Raw genomic sequence first — 17,720 nt, 5'->3', positions numbered from 1 at the left:
AATCACTTAAGGCGTAAGAGTCCCGGCAGACACACGGGATCCGGTAAATTCTGGCCACCGTTTCCCGAATTTTGCTTGCACTTTTGCGGCCTCAGGGGTGAACCCTCGGCAGCAAAAAGCAGATGCATTGAAAACAGGACGGGCATGGCTGGCGGCCATATCGATCGAAACCCAGACCTCAGGCCAGCTGTTGGGCCGGTATGATAGCACCCTTTGCAGATAAAATGACTGGCAAACGTATGCGAAAAACAGGAAAAATCGGTCATCTCCTGCCTGCTTCGCCTCCCCTCGGGGCTCGGCCCTCGTCAACAGGGTGCTCATTTGAAGAGCAAACCTCGAATTTCGGGTAAAAAAATAGCAGGGGGAGGATGACACCCTCACACACCTGCTGCTTTCTGCTTTCTCTGTCAGCCTGGCTGACTGCCCGGCTTAACGGCGACCGGCGTAGGGGTTCGGATAGTTGAAACCCTGGGTATAGAGGGACTGGGCAAACCAATAGGTTGAATTGCTGCCGGACATAATAAACTCCTGATTGCTTAACAAGTTACGTACCTTTAATGCGGGTTCAGATCCTTGAACAGACACTCGGTTCCGTGGAGGCGCACTTGCTTTGCTTCGGTTCCCTGGAGGCATTGATTGTCGTCCTGACAAGTGGTTGACCCACGGCGGCTAATTTACCACCCGGCGGCGAAAAGACAACATTTTTGTGATGTCCGTCACGAATTTCATATTGTGCTGGTACACATGGGGAAGGCAGTCATGTTCGCCATTCAGGCTCCCTTTATCAGCACAAGCAGACCGCAATTTGCGCAGATCGCTCATATTTTTGTGTGATTGACTGTATTATCGTTACCCTCTTCTGCGGCCCACTGGGCCCTGTCCATTTCCGTGCTGGTAAGGAGTCCCGACGTGGCACAGCTTAGTTCTCTGTCTCCCAAATTGATTTGGCAATTCTTCGAGCAGATCTGCTCCATTCCACACCCCTCCAAGCACGAGGCCAAGTTGAGCGCTTGGATAGTGCAATGGGCCCAGGGAGAAGGCCTGGCGGTCAAGCAAGACGCCGTGGGCAACATCATCATCAAGAAGCCGGCCACCCCGGGCATGGAAAACCGCAAGGCCGTGGTGCTGCAGGCCCACATCGACATGGTGCCCCAGGCCAATGCCGACACCCAGCACGACTTCACCAAAGACCCTATCGATGCCTATATCGACGGTGAATGGGTCACCGCCCGTGGCACCACCCTGGGCGCCGACAACGGCATGGGCATGGCAGGCTGCCTGGCCGTGCTGGCGGACAAGACCATCAAGCACGGCCCGCTGGAAGTGCTGCTGACCACCGACGAAGAGACAGGTATGACAGGCGCCTTCGGCCTGGAAGCGGGCTGGCTGGAGGGCGAGATCTTGCTCAACACCGACTCCGAAGAGGATGGCGAGGTCTACATGGGCTGCGCCGGCGGCGTGGATGCCAATATCCGCTTCCCGCTGGAGCTGGTTGCCGCAACTGAAGGGGAAGGCTTCGAGCTGCAGGTCAAGGGGCTGCGGGGCGGTCACTCCGGGGTCGACATTCACCGCGGTCGTGGCAACGCCAACAAGCTGCTGGTGCGCCTGCTCAAGGCCGCCGAGCCGCTGGGGGTGCGTCTGGCCGAGATAAGCGGCGGTACCCTGCGCAACGCCATCCCCCGCGAAGCCCGCGCCACCCTGCTGGTGCCCACCGCCAGCGTCAGTGAGTTCAAGGCCCTGGTTGACCGCTACGCCGGCATCTATCAGAGCGAGCTGGCCGCCACCGAGGCGAACCTCACCGTGCTGCTAAACGGCCGGGACACGCCCGCCAAGCTGATGAGCGAATCCCTCCAGACCCGCCTGCTGGACGCCCTGGTGGCCTGCCCCAACGGGGTGATGCGCATGAGCGACGCCATCCCGGGCGTCACCGAGACCTCCACCAACCTCGGCGTCATCAAGACCCTGGAGGGCGAGGTGTATGTGCAGTGCCTGATCCGCTCCCTGATCGACTCCGGTCGCGAGAGCGTCGAGCAGATGACCCGTTCCCTGTTCAGCCTGGCAGGCGCCAGCTGTGAGTTCACCGGCGCCTACCCGGGCTGGGCACCGAACGTGGACTCCCCCGTCATGGCCCTGGTGCGCAGCAGTTACCAGACCCTGTTCGGCGAGATGCCGAACGTCATGGTGATCCACGCCGGCCTCGAGTGCGGTCTGTTCAAGAGCGCCTACCCGGATTGGGACATGGTCTCCTTCGGCCCGACCATCCGCGGCGCCCACGCGCCGGGCGAGAAGGTACACATCCCGGCGGTCGAGCGCTTCTGGCAACTGCTGGTCCACGTGCTGGAGCAGATCCCGGCCAAGTAAGCACCGCCTACCCTGCCGCTTCATGCCCCGCCCAGTGCGGGGCATGTCATTGGGGCTGCGCCCCTGCTCTCCCTGCATTGCCTCCCTTCATTGCCCTGCTGATCCCCCTTGAAATCGTATCCATAAGCAACCCTGGATTTGAAAACCTTTTCCATAATTTATGTAAATTTACAACACAATAAGTTGATCGAGATCACAAAAGCCTCTAGCATCAAAGTGTGACCAAGGTCACATGAAGCAATAAACAACAGAACAAAGAGGTAAGACTATGTTTGAGAACCTGGCAGTGCTGTTCCACCTGAAGGGTGCATCCAGCAAGAAAGGCACACAAGAGAAAGACACTTATGCGCCTTCGACTCGCAACTACTACTTCCGCTATGGCGCCTGATGTCGCCGGCTCGGATGTCGAAGCAACAAAAGTAGTAAAATTACAAAATAACGCAATCCACACAACAGCCACCCCCTCGGGGCGCTGTCCTGCCCGGGCCAGATGTTCCACGGCCAAACCTGAACTCCAACCATGAAGATGGGGCCCACAGGCCCCATTTTTTATTGATCATCCTCGACACCGCCTTGCTGTGATACCGGCCGTGGCGAAGCGGACGCCGGCATCAGACCGCCTTTCCCAACGGCACCGCCTCCACGGCAGGCAAGGGGAAGTGGCAGGCTACCTGATGGGCCTCTGTGCCACAGGGCTCGAGACTCGGCGAGGTACTGCGGCACAGATCCGTGGCATAGGGGCAACGCTGATGGAAATGACAACCGCTCGGGGGCGAGATGGGTGAGGGCACATCCCCGGTCAGCAGGATACGCTGGTTGCGCCTGCGAGGATCCGGCACCGGGATCGCCGAGATAAGCGCCTGGGTGTAGGGATGGCGCGGGCTCAGATAAAGTTGCTGGGCCTCTGCCAACTCGACGATGCGCCCGAGGTACATCACCGCTATCCGGTCCGAGATGTGCTTGACCACCGACAGATCGTGGGCGATGAAGATGATGGCCAGATTCATCTCCCGCTGCAGGGTGAGCAGCAGGTTCACTATCTGGGACTGTACCGAGACATCCAGCGCCGATACCGCCTCGTCACACACCAGCAGCCTGGGTTTGAGGGCGATGGCACGGGCAATGCCGATGCGCTGGCGCTGACCGCCTGAAAACTCGTGAGGATAGCGATCCACCGCACTCTTCGGCAGGCCCACCTTGTCCAGCAGCTCCAGCACCCAGCCCCGTCGCTGCTCTGTGTTGCCTTTACCGTGGATGATGAAGGGCTCTTCCAGGATCTGGCCCACGGTGTGACGACCATTGAGAGACTCTGCAGGATCCTGAAACACGATCTGCATCTCCTGGCGCAGGGATCGCATCTCCCCGGGCGACAACCGGGTGATGTCGCGTCCCTCGAAACTTATCTGCCCCGCCGTGGGCTCAAACAGCTTGAGCAGGGAACGGCCCAGGGTGGACTTGCCACAGCCGGACTCCCCTACCAGCCCCAGCGTCTCCCCCTGCTTGAGGTCAAAGCTGATGCCATCCACCGCATAGACGGTGTAGGGTTTGCGCAAAAAGCCGCCACCCATCTTGAAATGCTGCTTCAAGTCCCTTACCGACAACAAGACGCTCATCGCCGCCACTCCCGTCCATCCTGGTGAAGAGCCGACATAGCCCCTTCCCTATTGCTGAAGTGCTGTTTCAACTCCCGCACCGACAACAAGACGCTCATATGCTCAACTCCTTCCAGTGGTGGCAGGCCACCGCGTGGCGATCGCTCAGCTGCTCTGTCGCCGGTATGGTGCTCACGCAGATCTCGGTGGCGTGGGGGCAACGGTTGGAGAAGCGGCAGCCCGCTGGCATCTCGTGCAGGGCGGGCACCTGGCCCTTGATGGTCTTGAGCAGGCTCTTGGGCACATCTTCGAGGCGCGGGATCGAGGCCATCAGACCATGAGTATAGGGATGGCGCGGGTGGTCAAACAGCTCGAAGATGTCGGCCCGCTCCACCGCCCGGCCCGCATACATCACCACCACCTCGTCACACAGCTCGGCCACTACCCCGAGATCATGGGTGATGAAGATGATGGCCATGCCGGTCTGGGCCTGCAGCGCCTTCATCAGATCCAGGATCTGGGCCTGGATGGTGACATCCAGCGCCGTAGTCGGCTCGTCGCAGATGAGCAAATCCGGCTCGCAAGCGAGCGCCATGGCGATCATCACCCGCTGGCGCATGCCGCCGGAGAGATTGTGGGGATAGACCGCAAAACGCTGGGCCGGCTCCGGGATCCCCACCTTCTGCAGCATGGCGATGGCGGCCTCCTTGCGCTGGGCCTTGCTGAAATCGGGCCTGTGCAGGCTGAACACCTCCATCAGCTGATCCCCCACGGTCTGCACCGGGTTGAGGGCCGTCATCGGCTCCTGGAAGATCATCGAGATGCGGTTGCCGCGCACCTTGTACATCTGATCCGGCTGCATCGCGAGCAGCTCCTCCCCCTGAAAGCGGATGGAGCCGGCTACTACCTGGCCATGGGGCCTCGGCAACAGCCCCATGATGGCCAGTGAGGTGACGCTCTTGCCGCAGCCGGACTCGCCGACTATCCCCAGGGTCTGGCCCGGGGCTACCTTAAAGCTGACCCCGTCGAGCACCTTTATCTTGCCGTCGTCGACCGCGAACTCCACCTCGAGATCGCTGACCTCGAGGATGGGGGCCATGCCCTGGCCGCCATCAGCGGTGAACTTCCCCCCATTCTCTCGAACGTCGAGGATGGGAGCCTGTGTCTCTGCCATCGCCTCCCCCTTCTCAATGATGCGCATAGGTCTTGTCGATCAGAGTGATGGGCGCAAGCGCTTCACCCGCGTCCTTGGCTTTCCGGGTCTCTTCCTGCACCTTGGGATCGAGCCAGAGCAGGCCGCCACTGCTGTGGGGGTAGCCATCCATGGGCCAATAGAGCAGATCCGGCGTGTTACGGGTGGCAGGCACCTCCGGCAGCATCACATGACGCCAGCTGCTAGCCCGCACGTAGTTGAGCTGCACCCCGGGCACGAAGATGGCGAGATCATAGATGCGCTGCTGGACCTGACGCGAGATCCCGGCACGCTTGGTCATGTCGAACTCGACGTTGTAGGCATCGATCAGGGCGTCCAGCTCCTTGTCGGCCACGTTGAACAGATTGTTGGTCTGCGGCTTGTTGGCGTTGGCCGAGTGGAACGACTCCCAATATTGCGGGTAGAGACCACCGCCACCCCAGCCGAGCCAGGCAGCCTCGTGCTTTTTCTCCAGCATCACCTTGAAGCCGGTGGCGCCATCCACCAGGTTGAGCTCCAGATCCAGGCCCGCCTTCTTGGCCTCTTCCTTGAGTACGGTCAGCCGCTTGGAGTGCTCCTGGCTGGTGTAGGTGAGGGCAAGGGTCAACCGCTCCCCCTTGTCGTTTTGCAAGATGCCGTCCGGCCCCGGCTTGTTGTAGCCGCCCCTGGCGAAGTACTCCCGCGCCTTGGTGATGTCATAGGCCCGCTCCGGCAGCTTGATGTCAGTGAATTCGCCAAAGCCCGAGCCGAAGGTGGTGGCCCTGTCATAATCGCCGTGCAGCACGGTCGCTATCATCTTGTCCAGGTTCATGGCGTGCTGGATGCCGAGGCGCACATTCACGTCCGCCAGCTTGGGATTGGCCACATTGAGGTGCACCCCCTGCCCCCCCTGCTTGGTGTCGGTCATCGCCATCACCTTCTGCACGTACCCCTTCTTGTATTCCGGGGTGACCGCTTTTTCATGCCACCAGTTGGGCAAGATCATCTCGAAAGTGTCGAGTTCCCCTTTCAGGAAGTGGCGAAACGCGATGTTGTGGTCGCGGATCACCTGCACCTTGATGCGGTCGATATTGAATCTGTGCTGGTTGTAACGATCGTTCTGGGCCCACCAGTTCTGCTGCTTGCTGAAGGTGATGGACTTGCCCTTCTTCACCTCGCTCATCACATAGGGGCCCGTGGTCGGGACCACAGCCCAGTTGTACTGCTTCACCCAGTTCGGTCCCATCTTGTAGTAGTGCTTCGGCTGGGGCCACAGCTCCGTGGTGTTGAGGAGATCCAGCCTGGCCTTGCGGCTGCCTGCCTTCACCAGGATGGTATGATCGTCAACCTTCTCCACCGCCACCACCTCTGTGGTGTAGTAGTTGTTGAACCAGGGGCCCTTGATGTCCTTGGAGCGCATCATCTCGTAGCCGAAGGTGTAGTCGTCGGCGGTGACCGGCTTGCCGTCAGACCATTTGGCACGGGGGTCCAGCTTGAAGTAGACGGTCTGGCTGTCCGGCACGATAGCCCAGGCGCTCGCCAGCGAGGGGATGGGGTTGCCGGTGTTGGGATGGAAACTGATGAGCCTCAGCTGGTTGTCCTGGATGAAGGAGCGGAACGAACCGTTGGAATCGGGCCCCACGGTGCGAAACGTCAGCGGAAAGCTGTCGATGAAGAGGTTGAGAGTGCCACCGGGCAGCGCCTTGGGGGAGGCGAAGGTGGGGTCGGTGTCGTTGGTCTCCCACTTGAGATCCGCAGGCAGGCTGGCGGCCCACACCCAGGATCCGTTCACCAGCAGAAAAAGCGCACCTATCCATTTGATTTTATTTTTCATGTTTGACTTCCAAGTCTGGCCCCTGCACCGGGGGCGTCTCAATTAAGGGTTGGATACCCAAGGCAATGAGGCATGCCCCGGGTCACTGATAACGGGTAAATTTGCGCGGATCGAACGCCTCGCGGATCGCCTCGCCGATGAAGGAGACCATGATGAGCACCAGGCTCACTGCCACCACCACGGAGCTCACGATCCAGATGGCATCCAGGTTGTTGATCCCCTGGGAGAGCAATTCCCCCCAGCTCGGGGTTGGCGGCGCCAGGCCGAAGCCAAGATAGTCCAGCGCCGTCAGAGTGGAGATATTGCCCACCACGGCGAACGGCGCCAGGGTGACGATCATCATCAGGGTATTGGGCAGGATATGGTTGAAGATGATGCGCCGGGTGGTCGCCCCTTGCGCCCGCGCCGCCATCACATAGTCCCGCGCCCGCTCCTTGTAGGTGAGGGTGCGCATGTACCAGGTGATCCCCATCCAGCCGAACAGCACGTTGATGCCCACGAACAGGCCGAAGTTCGGCTTGGCCAGCGACACCAGGATCATGATGACGTAGAGAAACGGCACCTGAGACCAGATCTCGATAAAACGCTGCAACACAAGGTCAAACCGTCCGCCGAGGAAGCCCATCATGCAACCGATGCTGACCCCGATGACATAGCTCGCCACCAGGGTGATGAAGGCAAAGCCGATGGCGATGCGAAAGCCGTAGACCAGGCGCGCCAGCACGTCGCGACCGCTGGTGTCGGTGCCGAGGAAGTGGCGCTCCGCCAGGTTGGGGGCGTAGGGCGGGTAGGCCTCCTCCTTGAAGTCCTGCTCATAGGGGTTCCAGGGCACCAGGGGCAGCAGCACCCAGTCCCCCTTGGCCTCTTGCGCAAGCTTGGCTTGCAACTGGCGGTAGTTGGTCTCGTACTCGTAATCGAGCCCGAAGTGCTGGCCCGGGATCACGTCGCCATAGGTGGGAAAGTAGATCTCTCCCTGATAGCTCACCGCCAGGGCCCGGCTGTTGACCAGGAGCTCCGCCAGCAGGGAGATGACCACCAGGACCGAAAAGATGACAAAGGAGTAGTAGCCGCGCTTGATCGACTTGAAGCGCTTGAGTTTTTTCAGGGTTACCGGATTCAGGTTCATGCTCAGTCTCCAAACCGCACGCGGGGATCGACCAGGGCAACGCAGATGTCGGAGACGATATTGCCCACCAGCATCAGCATGGAGGTGATGGCCAGGATGCCCATGACGGTGGGGTAATCCCGCTCGACGATGGCCTCATAGCCGAGCAGGCCGATGCCGTCGATGTTGAAGATGGTCTCGATGAGGAAGGAGCCCCCGAAGAAGACGGTGAGCACCGATCCCAGGTGGCTCGCGATGGGGATCAGGCTGTTGCGCATGGCGTGGTCGGTGACCGCCTTGCGAAACGGCAGCCCCTTGGCCACGGCGGTACGCACGTAATCCGCCGACAGGTTCTCCATCAGGCTGTTCTTCATGGTCATGGTGAGGATGGCGAAATCCCCGATGGCATAGGCGATGAGTGGCAGCAGGGCGTGAGCGAAGACGGTACGGATCTGATCCCAACTGCTCTCCATCGAGTCGAAGTCGTCCCCCGGGAAGCCCCCCATGGGCAGCCACTCCAGATGAAACGCGAAGACGGTGATGAGGAAGATCCCCACCACGTAGGCGGGCAGCGCATAGGCCATGTAGATGAGCATGGAGCTCAAGGAATCGAAGCGGCTGTTGTGCCTGAGGGCCTTGGCCACCCCGAGCGGGATGGAGACGGCGTAACTCAGCAGGAAGGTCGCCAGCCCGAAGAAGGCGGTCACTGGTAGCCTGTCCTTGATGAGATCCCACACCGGCTCGTAGTAACGGGTCGACTCCCCGAGATCCAGCACCGCCAGCTTCTGCAGCCACTCCCAGTAAGCGATCAGCATGGGCTTGTCGAGGCCGTAAAAGGCCTTGAGCTCCTCGATCTGCTCATCGGAGAGCGCCTGCGCCCCCTTGCTGCCACTGGAGCGGCCGGTCTCGTTCTGTGATACCTGCGCCTGCAGCAACATGCGCTCGACCGGGCCGCCCGGCACGAAGCGGGTGATGGTGAAGACGAGCAGGGTGATACCGAGAAACGTCGGGATGATCAAAAGCATCCGACGTAGGAAATACGACAGCATGGTGGAACCTCGTCCTTGTTGTTCTTTTATGGTCAGTCACATCCGGTGACCGACCTGTCCTTCCTGGCATTACTCACTGAATTGACTGGTATTGGCAGTCAATCCCGCTCGGTCACTGTAAAAGCTCTGCAACAAAAATCAAGTAGAACTAACCCGGTCAACGGTCAGTGACGTCAACAGCATAACTCACCGATGTTTTTTTCCAAAAAATCCAACTTCCATATAAAAAACTGCTACGCATTCTCATTTAACTTGTTTTTAATTATTAAAAAATTAATTGAACAATCACATAAAAAACACAAAAAACCAATAAAAACAAAAAGATAAAATCAATCACACCCTGTTTTCATTTTATCCATAAAAGAAGAGGGAAATATCCCAAGAACGAACCCTGAACAGAAACTGCCTCACGTCCAAATACAGATTTAAATACTGAGAAAATATCATTACGCGATATTAAGAACATCGAGACAGGCGACTTATCGATAAGTTCAAAAATAATCAATAAAATGGCAAAAGACAAAATTAACAACGTTTTTACATTATTGTTCGCATTTCTTTCGGAATAAAACGCCAAAAAATATGCCGAAATCCTACATAGTCTTCTAATCCCCCGTCTCTTCCCCATCCTGGCCGCTCCATTTGACGTCAATCATCAAACCTTGATAAGCCTTACGCACCGCTCCAACGAGGGCGGTAAAGGAAGCAAACAATAAACAATCAGGAAGGATACTAGCGATGCTTAGGAAAAGCAGACTCTCTGCTGCCGTAGCGTTTGCCTTGGCGAGCGCGGCAGTTGTGGCCACCCCTGTCCTGGCCGAAGAGGGCCAGAACGTCGAAAAACTGCAGAAAATCAAGGTCACCGGCTCGCGGATCTCTCGAGTCGATGTGGAAGGCTCCACCCCGGTCGTCTCCGTGACCAAGGCAAAAATCGAGCAATCCGGTCAACAGACCGTCGCCGATTACCTCAAACAGGCCTCCTACAACTCCTTTGGTGGCGTCTCCCCGGCTTCCGGCAGCTCCTTCCAGTCCCAATCCACCGTCGGCCTGCGCGGCCTGGGTTCAGAGCGCACCCTGGTCTTGCTGAACGGCAAGCGGGTCGCGGGTTCCCCCACCATGGGTGGCACCTCCATCAACCTGAACACCATCCCCATGGCCGCCGTTGAGCGGGTCGAAGTCAACCTGGACGGCGGCTCGGCCATCTATGGTTCCGACGCCATCGGCGGTGTCATCAACGTGGTGCTCAAAGAGGGCTACGAAGGCCTGACCTTCCAGGGTCGCCTCGGCTCCCCGACCGAAGAGGGCGGTGACGAGAAGAGCGGCTCCGTCGTGGCAGGCGTCAACGGCGAGAAGGGCTCGCTGATGGCGGTCTACGAGCACGACAAGAAGGACGTCATCTACAGCCGTGATCGTGATTATCTTGCCAAGCAGGGCAACGATGCTCCCAGTCCCTATGGCCGCAACGTGGAAGGGATCACCGGCCTGGACGGCAACGGCGACCCCATCTGGAAATACGGCCCCCTGGCCGGCGCCACCAATGCAGACGGCTCATGCAAGGAGCCCTTCGTCGGGTTCGAGGGCGGCTGTAACTTCAACTACGGCCAGGTCGCGGCCACCACGGCTTCCCGCAGCCGTGACACCCTGTACGTGAACGGTCGCTACCACATCAACGACACCGTGGACTTCGTGCCGCAAATCATCGGCTCCCGGGTCGAGAGCTTCGGTCGCTTCGCCCCCGCCGCCGGCGCCTTCGCCATAGACCCGGCCAACCCGAAAAACGCGCAGTTCTTCGCCGACAACGGCCTGGATGCTGCCGCCACCCAGGGTCTGGGTGAAGCCGCTTACGCCTACTACCGCTTCAGCAACGTCGGTCCTCGTGACAACTACGTCACCGACATGACCGGCAGCCTGAACCTCGGCTTCGAGGGCACCGTCACCACCGAAAGCGTCGGTGACATGCAGTGGAACGCCGGTTACATGTATTCCAAGACCGACAACAAGGAGAACGGCACCGGTTACGTGCTCAAATCCTCCGCCCAGCAGGCTATCGCCGACGGCAAGTTCGTCGGTGGCGAGTTCGATCCCAAGAGCACGGCCGCCATGGCCGCCGACACCAGCCGCCGCTCCACCATGGACTTCTACCAGTGGTACGCCGGTGTCCAGTGGGACATGGGTGAGCTGCCGGCCGGTCCGGTCAGCTGGTACGCCGGTGCCGAGTACAACGACTGGGTCTATACCGACAAGTACGATGCCCAGTCCGAGGCTGGCAACATCATCGGCTCCGCCGGCAACTCCTCCGGCGGGGTGCGCGACGTCACCGCCGCCTACGTCGAGTCCCTGGTGCCCATCACCGAGCAGGTCGAGCTGAACCTGGCCGGTCGCTTCGATGATTACAGCGACTTCGGCAGCGCCTTCTCGCCCAAGGCGAGCCTGCGTTACCAGCCGCTCGACAACCTGATGCTGCGTACCTCCTGGTCCCGCTCGTTCCGCGCCCCCAGCCTGAGCGATCTCTACGCGGCTGACTCCTTCTCGGCCGACTGGGCCAAGGACTATGTCTACTGCGAGGCGAACGGCATCTCGGCAGCGGACTGCCCGAACCGCCAGTACGACACCACCCGCACCGCCAACGAGGATCTGAAGGAAGAGACCGCGGACACCTGGAACTTCGGGGTGGCCTACAGCCCGGTGGATGACCTGAACCTCTCCCTGGACTACTACACCATCAAGATCAAGGACGTGATCCAGCTGAACTCCCTGCAGTCCGTCATCTATGACGAGCTGAACAACGGCGGTTCCAGCAACATCACCCGCAACAGCCAGGGCAAGATCAGCGGTGCCATCGCACCTATGGTCAACCTGGGTACCCTGAACACCAGCGGCCTGGATCTCAAGCTGGATTACCGCTACGACCTGAACTCCGCCACCATCCGCTATGACCTGGGCGGCACCTACATCCTGGAGTACAAGGAAGGCCTGTACGCCGGTGGCCCCGTCATCGACAAGATCGGCCAGAACGGTCTGCCACAGATGCGCTTCAGCTCCGGCGTGGGTGTCAACGTGCCCCAATGGTGGAACATGGATACCTATCTGAGCGCGAACTACATCGACTCCCAGAGCCAGGACTACATCGCCGACACCGGTGAGGAAGTGGGCCATATCGCGTCCCAGACCACCTGGAACCTGAACGTCGGGGTGGATGCGCCCTGGAACGGCAAGATCCAGGTCGGGGTGAAGAACATGTTCAACGCGGGCCCGTCCCTCGAGAGCGATGGCTTCACCTATGACGACGAGCTCTACAGCATCGACGGTCGCATCTACTACCTCGACTACGCCCAGAAGTTCTAATCCACCAAGCAAGTGACAAGCCGGCCCACTCGGGCCGGCTTTGCCCAAGGTTCCAAGGAAGTCACGGAGATAGGGTAATCCTATGAAAACAAGGACTATTACAATGAAGAAAGCGCTCCTCGGCAGCCTGGTTTCGGCTGCCCTGCTGACCAGCTTCAATCTGAGTGCAGCCTCTGCCGATCAGGCAGTGGACGCTCAAGCCGCCACCGACAATGCCTCCAAAGTATCCCAACAGAAGATCGACAGCTACGCCGAGTCTGCCGAGTCTGCCCTGGCGCAGTACAAAGCCGCCCTGCGTCAGGTCGACAGCCTGCGCACCTACAACGAGCAAGTGGGCAAGATGGTCGACTCCCAGGCCACCGAGCTGGCCTCGATGCAGCGCCAGATCGCCCAGATCGATCAGACCAGCACCGAAGTGGTGCCCTTGATGCTCAAGATGATCGACTCCCTCGATCAGTTCGTCTCCCTGGACCTGCCGTTCCAGAAGGTCGAGCGGGAGGACCGCGTGGCGGCCCTGACCGACCTCATGAACCGGGCCGACGTCACCATCTCCGAGAAGTACCGCAAGATCCTCGAGGCCTACCAGATCGAGGAGGGCTTCAGCCGCACCATCGAGTCCTACAAGGCAAGCCTGGACAAGGACGGCGGCGAGAAGACCTACGAGTTCCTGCGCGTCGGTCGCATTGCCCTGCTCTATCAGTCCCCGGACGGCAACGAGACAGGCATGTGGAACAAGCAGACCCGCCAGTGGGAAGAGCTGCCCCAGGAGTATCGCAGTGCAGTGGAACAGGGCCTTCGCATCGCCAAGAAGCAGGCGCCTCCCGCCCTCATCAAGCTGCCGGTTCAAACTGCGGAGAAAGCATCATGAAAGGAATCAAACTTGCCATTGCCTCCCTGATCGCGGGAGCCACCCTGATCACCCTGCCGGTGACCGCCGCCGAGAAGCCGGTGGATCTCAACGCCCTGCTGAGCCAGGTCAAAGCCGCCAGTACCAGCGAATCCCAGCTCAACAAGGAGCGGGAGGCCCGCTTCCTGGCTGACAAGAACGAACAAGGGGCCCTGCTGGCCAAGGCCAAGGCGGAACTCGCCGCCGAAATCGCCAAGGGCGAGCAGCTCAAGGCCACTTTCGATGCCAACGACAAGCAGCTCACCGAGCTGACCGAGACCCTGCGCCAGCGTGCCGGCAACATGGGTGAGATGTTTGGCGTGTTGCGCCAGTTCGCCGGCGAGTTCAAGGGGATCTTCAACGCCTCCGCCCGCCGGGTCGAGCATCCGGAGCAGACCGCCCTGCTGACCCGCCTAGCGGAGAGCAAGGAACTCCCCTCCAGCGACGACCTGACCGCCTTCTGGACCACCACCCTCAGCCGCATGGTCGATGGTGGCAAGGTGAGCCAGATCCCGGCCACCGTGGTCTACGGGGAAGGCAACCAGGCCGAGAAGACGGTGACCCAGATCGGCGAGTTCAACACCGTTTCCGAGGGCAAGTACCTCACCTTCGTGCCGGAGACCGGCAAGTTCGAGCAGCTCTCCCGCCAGCCCGAGAATGCCGTGCTGGAGCCCGTCGCCAAGTTTGAACAGGGCAACGGCGCCGTCGAGCCCATCTTCATCGACCCGTCCCGCGGGGTGATCCTCTCCCTGCTGGTGCAGTCGCCAACCCTGAAGGAGCGCATCGATCAGGGTGGTTCCGTGGGTTACGTGATCCTGGCACTGGGGGTCATCGGTACCCTGCTGGCCATCTTCTGCGGCCTGCGTCTGTCGATGATCGGCACCTCCATGCGCAAGCAGCTGAAATCCGATCAGGTCATCAAGGGCAACCCCATCGGCGAGATGCTGGGGGCTTATCAGTCCCACCGCGGTGACAACATCGAGGATCTGGAATCCAAGCTCGACGAGATCATCCTGCGCAACGTACCCAAGTTCGAGAAGGGCATCAGCCTCATCAAACTGATCGCCTCGGTCGCCCCGCTGCTGGGTCTGCTGGGGACAGTGGTCGGGATGATCGCCACCTTCCAGGCCATCACCCTGTTCGGTACCGGGGATCCCAAGCTGATGGCGGGCGGCATCTCCGAGGCCCTGGTCACCACCATGCAAGGTCTGGTGGTCGCCGTGCCCATGCTGTTCCTCTACACCATAGTGCAGACCCAGAGCCGTCGTCTCATCCAGGTCCTGGAAGAGCAGAGCGCCGGTTTCGTCGCCCGTTATCAGGAACGTCTGCACGCCGCCAAAGCCGCAGCCTAAGGAGTCACCCATGTGGTTCTGGTTGATTGAAGAAGTCGAGTCGGTCCGCCGGTTTCTGGGATTGGGGGGCGACGTACTGGTCGCCCTGTTCTTCCTGACCCTGATGATGTGGGCCCTGCTGCTGGAGCGCTGGTTCTACTTCATGGCGGTCTATCCCAAACAGGTGAAGCAGACCAAGGCGACCTGGATGGCCCGCAGCGATCACCTCTCCTGGTCTGCCAAGCAGATCCGGCGCGAGCTGGTCTCCCGGGTCGCCATGGCGGTGGACAAGGGGATGCCGGTCATCAAGGTGCTGATCGCCCTCTGTCCGCTGATGGGGCTGCTCGGCACCGTAGTGGGCATGGTGCAGGTGTTTGACACCCTGGCCATCACCGGCACGGGTTCCCCCAGGGCGATGGCCTCGGGGATCTCCAAAGCGACGGTACCGACCATGGCGGGCATGATTGCCGCCCTTTCCGGCCTGTTTTTTGTCAACCAGCTCGATCACAAGGCCAAGTTGGCGGTGCAAAAGCTGGAAGACAACCTGAAACACGGCTGATGCAGGATGCACTCCCCCGGCCGGGTACTGCCCGCCGGGGCACAGAACAAGCAAGGAGTTTTTGCCATGAGAAAACGTCACAGCGACAGCGGTGCCGATGAGGCGGCCATCGATCTGACCCCCATGCTGGACATAGTGTTCATCATGCTGATCTTCTTCATCGTCACCACCTCGTTCGTCAAGGAGTCCGGCGTGGAGATCAACCGCCCGAGCGCCAGCACGGCCGAGACGGTGAAGAAGGGGAACATCATGGTCGCGGTCCGCGAAAACGGCCAGGTCTGGGTCGACAAACGGGTCGTCGAAGTGGGTGCCGTGCGTGCCAACATCGAGCGGCTGCGAGCGGAGAATCCGGAGAGCGCCGTGGTGATCCAGGCCGACACCGAGTCCCGTTCCGGTCTGGTGGTCCAGGTCATGGATCAGATCCGCATGGCCGGTGTCCAGAACATCTCCATCGCGGCGAGCAAGAGCAGCTGATGCCGGAGCGAGCACCATGAGATACCTGATAGCGATAGCGGTCTCCTGTGTGGTGGTGTTCTTCCTGTTTCTGGGAATGAACAAGCTCATCACGCCGGATCACCGGGAGCTGACGGAGAGAGAAGACGTCACCATGACCGACTTCATTCGCCTCAAGCCCCAGGAGACCCTGCAAGAGAAACAACGGGAACTGCCCAAGCCGCCCCCCCCGAACCGCCCGCCTCCCCCACCCGAGATGGAAGTGGCGAGCACCGACAGGCCGAAGATGGAGAGCGCTCCCATGGACATGCCCAAGCTCGACATCCCGGTCAACATCGGCGGTGGCAACGCCCTCGGCGCCTACAGCACCGGCGGCGGTGGTGGCGGCATGGGGGGCAACAACGGCGCCATTCCCATGGCGACCTTCGAGCCCATGATGCCCCGCAAGGCGGCGCTGGCTGGCCTCGCCACAGGCAAGGTACTGGTGGAGTTCACCGTGACCGAGCGCGGCACCGTCAGCAACATCCGCATCGTCAAGGAAGAGCCGCGCAGCTATGACCTCGGCAAGGAGGCACGCAAGACGATTGCCAAGTGGACCTTCAAGCCGGCCATGGTGGACGGCAAGCCCCAGGCAAGCCGCATGCAGCAAGAGATCGAGTTCGCGGTCAACTAAGGAAGGTGGCGATGAAAAAGTTACATACCCTGATCCTCGCCCCGGTGGCCATGGCGGTACTGCTCAGTACCGCCGGCTGGGCCGCCGAGCAACCCGCCCTGTCTGACCGCGCCTACCGCGCGGTCAACAAGGCCCAGGCGTTGATCACCGAGAAGAAATACGGCGAGGCGAATGCCAAGCTGCAGGAGGCGCTGTCCGGCGCAGGCGAGCGGGTCTACGACAAGGGGGTCATCCTGCAGACCCTGGGCTTCGTGGCGGCCCAGCAGGAGAAATATGGCCAGGCGACCAAATACTTCGCCGATGCCATCGCCACCGGCGGCCTGCCGCAGCCGGTGGCCCAGCAGGTGCGCTACAACCTGGCCCAGCTCTATATGGCGGAGGGGAACTTCAAGGGCTCCATCAGCACCATGAACCAGTGGTTTGCGAGCCTGGGCAAGGACGAGAAACCGACCCCGCACGCCTACATCACCCTGGCCAACGCCCACGTGCAGCTCAAGCAGTATCGGGAGGCCATTCCGGCGGTGGATCAGGCCATCAAGCTCTCGGCAGGCAAGGCGCCGGAGTCCTGGTATCTGCTGAAAATGGCGGCCCACTACGAGCTGAAACAGTACAAGCCGGCCACCGAGGTGCTGACCGCCCTGGTGGACAAGTTCCCGGAGAAGAAGAAGTACTGGACCCAGCTCTCGGCCATGCACATGCAGGCGGGCAACGATGCCAAGGCCCTGGCGGCGCTGGAAGGTGCCTACAACCTCGGCATGCTGACCGAGTCGACCGAGTTGCTGCGGCTCGCCAACTACCTGGCCTTCGCCGGCATACCCCACCGCGCCGCCCGCGTGATGGAAAAGGCGATGAAGGAAGGGACCATCGAGAGCAATGCGGCCAACTACAAGACGCTCGCCAACTACTGGCACCAGGCCAAGGAGCTGGACCCGGCCATCGATACCCTGGCCAAGTCCTACAAGCTGGCCCCCAGTGCCGATCTGCAACTGAAGATGGCGCGCATGATGATCCAGAGCAAGCGCTACCAGGATCTGGTGGCCTTCGCCGCCAAGCCTGCCGCCAATGCCAGCGGTGAACAGCGGGCGGATCTCAAGTTCCTGACCGGGGTTGCCTACTTCGAGCAGCAGAAACCGAAGGAGGCATTGAACGCCTTCACCCAGGCAGCCCAGCATGGCAACGTCAGTGGCCGCGCCTCCCCCTGGATCAGCTTCCTGAAGGAGCAGCAGGGCGGCGCCGTCACTCAATAAACCGGCACGCCATGGGCAGGCATCCGTCCATGGCGACTGCCCATCCACAAGGGGGTCAGCCCCACAGCTTGCCTGGTGGCAATTGGCCGCTCTTCGGAGCGGTCTTTTTTATGG

The 17,720-nt window shown here is 60.5% G+C and carries 13 protein-coding genes; 8 read left to right on the top strand and 5 right to left on the bottom strand.

The genetic code is table 11. From position 1 onward, the window contains the following. Positions 1-909: 909 nt before the first annotated feature. A complete protein-coding gene (locus KI797_RS04325; RefSeq protein WP_182787799.1) occupies positions 910-2,361 on the top strand; it encodes an aminoacyl-histidine dipeptidase in 1,452 nt (483 codons plus the stop codon). A gap of 611 nt (positions 2,362-2,972) precedes the next feature. Here the strand turns inward: KI797_RS04325 and KI797_RS04320 are convergent. The 5 genes from KI797_RS04320 to KI797_RS04300 form a co-directional block, all read right to left on the bottom strand. Further along, complete coding sequence (locus KI797_RS04320; protein WP_226171675.1) at positions 2,973-3,974, bottom strand: ABC transporter ATP-binding protein; 1,002 nt, start codon at positions 3,972-3,974, stop codon at positions 2,973-2,975. A 94-nt stretch (positions 3,975-4,068) separates the two neighbouring features. After that, positions 4,069-5,127 (bottom strand): ABC transporter ATP-binding protein, encoded by a 1,059-nt coding sequence (locus KI797_RS04315; protein WP_043130013.1) that lies wholly within the window; start codon positions 5,125-5,127, stop codon positions 4,069-4,071. Positions 5,128-5,140: 13 nt separating this feature from the next. Then, a complete protein-coding gene (locus tag KI797_RS04310) occupies positions 5,141-6,958 on the bottom strand; it encodes an extracellular solute-binding protein (RefSeq protein ID WP_226171673.1) in 1,818 nt (605 codons plus the stop codon). Between the two features lie 82 nt (positions 6,959-7,040). Further along, positions 7,041-8,084 (bottom strand): ABC transporter permease, encoded by a 1,044-nt coding sequence (locus tag KI797_RS04305; RefSeq protein WP_042649866.1) that lies wholly within the window; start codon positions 8,082-8,084, stop codon positions 7,041-7,043. A 2-nt stretch (positions 8,085-8,086) separates the two neighbouring features. Next, positions 8,087-9,112: an ABC transporter permease subunit gene (locus KI797_RS04300; protein ID WP_041205130.1), complete on the bottom strand. Its 1,026-nt coding sequence runs from the start codon at positions 9,110-9,112 to the stop codon at positions 8,087-8,089. Between the two features lie 738 nt (positions 9,113-9,850). On the opposite strand from KI797_RS04300, the gene KI797_RS04295 reads away from it, so the two are divergent. From KI797_RS04295 to KI797_RS04265, 7 genes are all read left to right on the top strand, one after another. After that, positions 9,851-12,457 (top strand): TonB-dependent receptor plug domain-containing protein, encoded by a 2,607-nt coding sequence (locus tag KI797_RS04295; RefSeq protein ID WP_226171670.1) that lies wholly within the window; start codon positions 9,851-9,853, stop codon positions 12,455-12,457. A gap of 103 nt (positions 12,458-12,560) precedes the next feature. Beyond that, positions 12,561-13,325: a DUF3450 domain-containing protein gene (locus KI797_RS04290; RefSeq protein WP_226171668.1), complete on the top strand. Its 765-nt coding sequence runs from the start codon at positions 12,561-12,563 to the stop codon at positions 13,323-13,325. Further along, entirely contained in the window at positions 13,322-14,695 is a 1,374-nt protein-coding gene (locus KI797_RS04285; RefSeq protein ID WP_226171665.1) for a MotA/TolQ/ExbB proton channel family protein, read from the top strand. The genes KI797_RS04290 and KI797_RS04285 overlap by 4 nt, the downstream gene beginning before the upstream one ends. A 10-nt stretch (positions 14,696-14,705) precedes the next feature. Next, entirely contained in the window at positions 14,706-15,233 is a 528-nt protein-coding gene (locus KI797_RS04280) for a MotA/TolQ/ExbB proton channel family protein (RefSeq protein ID WP_005327072.1), read from the top strand. A 66-nt stretch (positions 15,234-15,299) separates the two neighbouring features. Continuing rightward, entirely contained in the window at positions 15,300-15,707 is a 408-nt protein-coding gene (locus KI797_RS04275; RefSeq protein WP_005327075.1) for an ExbD/TolR family protein, read from the top strand. 16 nt (positions 15,708-15,723) lie between these two features. Continuing rightward, positions 15,724-16,359 (top strand): energy transducer TonB, encoded by a 636-nt coding sequence (locus tag KI797_RS04270; protein ID WP_041205125.1) that lies wholly within the window; start codon positions 15,724-15,726, stop codon positions 16,357-16,359. Between the two features lie 11 nt (positions 16,360-16,370). Then, positions 16,371-17,606 carry a tetratricopeptide repeat protein gene (locus KI797_RS04265; protein WP_043129655.1) on the top strand — a complete coding sequence of 412 codons (1,236 nt, stop codon included), beginning with the start codon at positions 16,371-16,373 and terminating at the stop codon, positions 17,604-17,606. Positions 17,607-17,720: the final 114 nt, after the last annotated feature.

This window comes from Aeromonas media, assembly GCF_020423125.1.
GTDB classification, from domain to species: Bacteria; Pseudomonadota; Gammaproteobacteria; order Enterobacterales; family Aeromonadaceae; genus Aeromonas; species Aeromonas media.
This window is presented reverse-complemented; position numbering and strand designations above follow the sequence as displayed.